This window comes from Arthrobacter sp. Cr_A7 (assembly GCF_029222765.1).
In the GTDB taxonomy this organism is placed as follows: Bacteria; Actinomycetota; Actinomycetes; order Actinomycetales; family Micrococcaceae; genus Arthrobacter.
In genome coordinates this window covers 1-3,329 of the sequence record NZ_JARHXQ010000183.1, presented here as the reverse complement: position 1 = coordinate 3,329, position 3,329 = coordinate 1, and the positions used below count along the sequence as shown (strand labels likewise).

Here is a 3,329-nt window from a genome sequence, read left to right as displayed (position 1 = left end):
GGAAGGGCATCAGGACTGTGCGTCGCGGATGGCGCGGTTCACGGCGGAGATGACGGCCTTCAGGGACGACATGCTGGTGTTGGCATCGATGCCCACACCCCACAGGACCCGCTCCCCCACGGCACATTCCACGTAGGCGGCGGCCATCGCGTTGCCGCCTTCGGAGAGTGCGTGCTCGCTGTAGTCGAGCACCCGGACGTCCACGCCGTCCTCCCGCAGGATGCTCAGCAGCGCGGCGATGGGTCCGTTCCCGGTGCCCGTCCGGCTGACCTGCGCACCGTCAACGGTGAGGGACGCGTGAAGCGTCATTCCGCCGTCGTCGTCCGTTTCGGTTTTGACGGCACCCAGGGAGTAGCGGCCCCACTGCCCGTCAGCTTTGCCGGACGGCAGGTATTCGTCCTGGAAGACCTGCCACAGCTGGGCCCCGCTGACTTCGCCGCCCACGGTGTCCGTGCGCTTCTGGATGACGCCGGAGAACTCGATCTGGGCACGGCGCGGCAGGTCCAGGCTATGTTCGTTCTTGAGCAGGTAGGCCACACCGCCCTTGCCGGACTGGGAGTTGACCCGGATGACTGCCTCGTAGCTGCGGCCCAGGTCCTTGGGGTCCACCGGCAGGTACGGGACCTGCCAGGTGAAGTCCGCCACGTCTTTGCCGGCCGCGGCGGCGTCACGCTCCAGGGCCTCGAAACCCTTCTTGATGGCGTCCTGGTGGGAACCGGAGAAGGCGGTGAACACCAGGTCGCCGCCGTACGGGGATCGCTCGGGGACGGGCAGCTGGTTGCAGTATTCGACGGTCCGGCGGACGTCGTCGATGTTCGAGAAGTCGATCATGGGGTCGATGCCCTGCACGAAGAGGTTCAGGCCCAGGGTGACCAGGTCCACGTTGCCGGTCCGCTCACCGTTGCCGAAGAGGCAGCCTTCGATCCTGTCGGCACCGGCCATGTAGCCGAGTTCGGCGGCAGCCACGCCCGTACCGCGGTCATTGTGCGGGTGCAGGGAGAGGATGATTCCTTCGCGCGGGTGCAGGTGCCGGCTCATCCACTCGATGGAATCGGCGTAAACATTGGGGGTGGCCATCTCAACAGTGGCGGGCAGGTTGATGATGACCTGCCGGTCGGCGGAAGCCTCAAACACGTCGGCGACGGCGTTGCACACGCGGACGGCATACTCCAGTTCCGTTCCGGTGAAGGACTCCGGGGAGTACTCGTAGGTGACGTGCGTGTCCGCGAGGGTTTCCTCGTACTTCTTGCACAGCCGCGCGCCCTGCAGGGCGATGTCCAGGATTCCGTCCTCGTCCTGGTTGAAGACGACGCGGCGCTGCAGGACGGAGGTGGAGTTGTAGAGGTGGACGATGGCCTGCTTTGCCCCGACCAGGGATTCGTAGGTCCGCTCGATCAGGTGTTCGCGGGCCTGCGTGAGGACCTGGATGGTGACGTCATCCGGGATGTGGTTGCCCTCGATGAGCTGGCGGACGAAGTCGAAGTCGGTCTGGGACGCCGACGGGAATCCGACCTCGATCTCCTTGTAGCCCATGCGGACCAGCAGATCGAACATCTTCATCTTGCGGGCCGGGCTCATGGGGTCGATCAGTGCCTGGTTGCCGTCCCGCAGGTCCACAGCACACCAGCGGGGAGCTTTGGTAATGATCTTGTCCGGCCAGGTGCGGTCCGGCAGCTCGACTTTGATCTGGTCCTGGAACGGCGTGTACCGGTGGGCAGGCATTCCTGAGGGCTTTTGTGCGTTTCGCATTACTGGGGGCCTTTTCTGGAGATCTTCATTGAAAGGGTGGCCGGGCAACACAAACTCCGCAGCGAGGGTGGGCCTTGCGCTAGATCGCGTCTGAGGCCTCGCCGCGGCAGCTAAGGAGAAGGAGCTCTGCACGCACCATTTGAGGGTAACACGCGTGCGTAAGATGAAAGGGCACTACCGTCCGTAAAGTCCACCATGCAGACCCTTCCGGTGTTCCAACCGGCCGCGGCCTTCAGCAAAAAGGAGTTTCAGTGCCCATTTCGGGGATCGACCTGTCCACCATTGATCACACGGTCCGGCCGCAGGATGACCTGTACCAGCACGTAAACGGTGCATGGCTTAAGGCCACGGAAATTCCCGACGACCGGCCATTGGAAGGCACGTTCACCGCATTGCGGGACGGTTCCGAAATCGCCGTCCGCGACATTATTGAGGAAGCAGCCGCCAAGGCTGATGCTGCCAGCGGAATCGAGCGGAAGATCGGCGGGCTGTACAACAGCTTCATGGATGAGGCTGCCGTGGAAGCCAAAGGCATGGAGCCTATCCGCCAGCGGCTCGCCGAGGTTTTCGCCACCACGTCCACCGCTGACCTCATAGCATTGGCCGGCCGGCTGTTCCGCTCCGACGTGGGCGGTCTTTTTTATATCTACCCTGCCCCGGATGCCGGGAATCCGGACCGCGTCCTGCTCTACACGGGACAGGGCGGCCTGGGACTTCCTGACGAGTCGTACTACCGGGAAGAGAAGTTCGCCCCCATGGTCTCCGCGTACACGGCGCATGTGCAGACCATGCTCGCGTTGGCGGACGTGGCGGATGCGGAAGGCGCGGCGGGACGGGTGGTCGGGCTCGAAACAAAGCTGGCGTCGCACCATTGGGACAACGTCACCCTCCGGGATCCGCAGAAGACCTACAACCTGAAAACGGCTGAGGAAGCATTTGCCCTGTTCCCGCACCTGGCCACCTGGTTCGACGCCGCCGGCATCGAACCGGACAAGCGGCAGGAAATTGTGGTGAGCACGCCGGACTTCTTTGCCGGCGCGGCGGGGCTCGTCGAGTCCGAGCCATTGTCCACGTGGCAGGAGTGGCTGGCCATGCGGGTCATCAGCGCAGCGGCACCTTACCTGTCCTCTGCTTTCGTGGACGCGAATTTCGCGTTCTACGGCACCACCATCAGCGGGACGCCCCGGAACAAGGACCGCTGGAAGCGCGGGGTGGGCGTTGTGGAGGCAGCCCTGGGCGAAGCCGTGGGTCAGATCTACGTCGCCCGGCATTTCCCGGAGACCCACAAGGCCCGGATGCAGACGCTGGTGGCCAACCTCATCGAAGCCTACCGCCGCAGCATCACGGACGTGGGCTGGATGGGTGAGGACACCAAGGCGGAGGCCCTCCGGAAGCTTGAGGGGTTCCGGGCGAAGATCGGTTTCCCCGATGAATGGATTGACTACTCCGCGGTGGAGATTGATACCGACGACCTGCTGGGAAACGTGGAGCGGGCCCATAATGCCGACGTCGACCGGCACCTTGACGAGGTGGGCAAGCCGGTGGACCGCAACAAGTGGCTCATGACCCCGCAGACGGTC

General features: G+C 64.1%; 2 protein-coding genes. One reads left to right on the top strand and one right to left on the bottom strand.

Translation table 11 applies throughout. The features are described 5' to 3' along the window. Positions 1-9: 9 nt before the first annotated feature. Positions 10-1,749 (bottom strand): 2-isopropylmalate synthase, encoded by a 1,740-nt coding sequence (gene leuA / locus P2Q66_RS11050; protein WP_079596170.1) that lies wholly within the window; start codon positions 1,747-1,749, stop codon positions 10-12. 251 nt (positions 1,750-2,000) lie between these two features. Between leuA and P2Q66_RS11045 the strand changes: the two genes are divergently transcribed. Continuing rightward, positions 2,001-3,329 (top strand): peptidase M13 (locus P2Q66_RS11045; protein WP_275728017.1); only part of this gene is annotated, 1,329 nt, incomplete at its 3' end.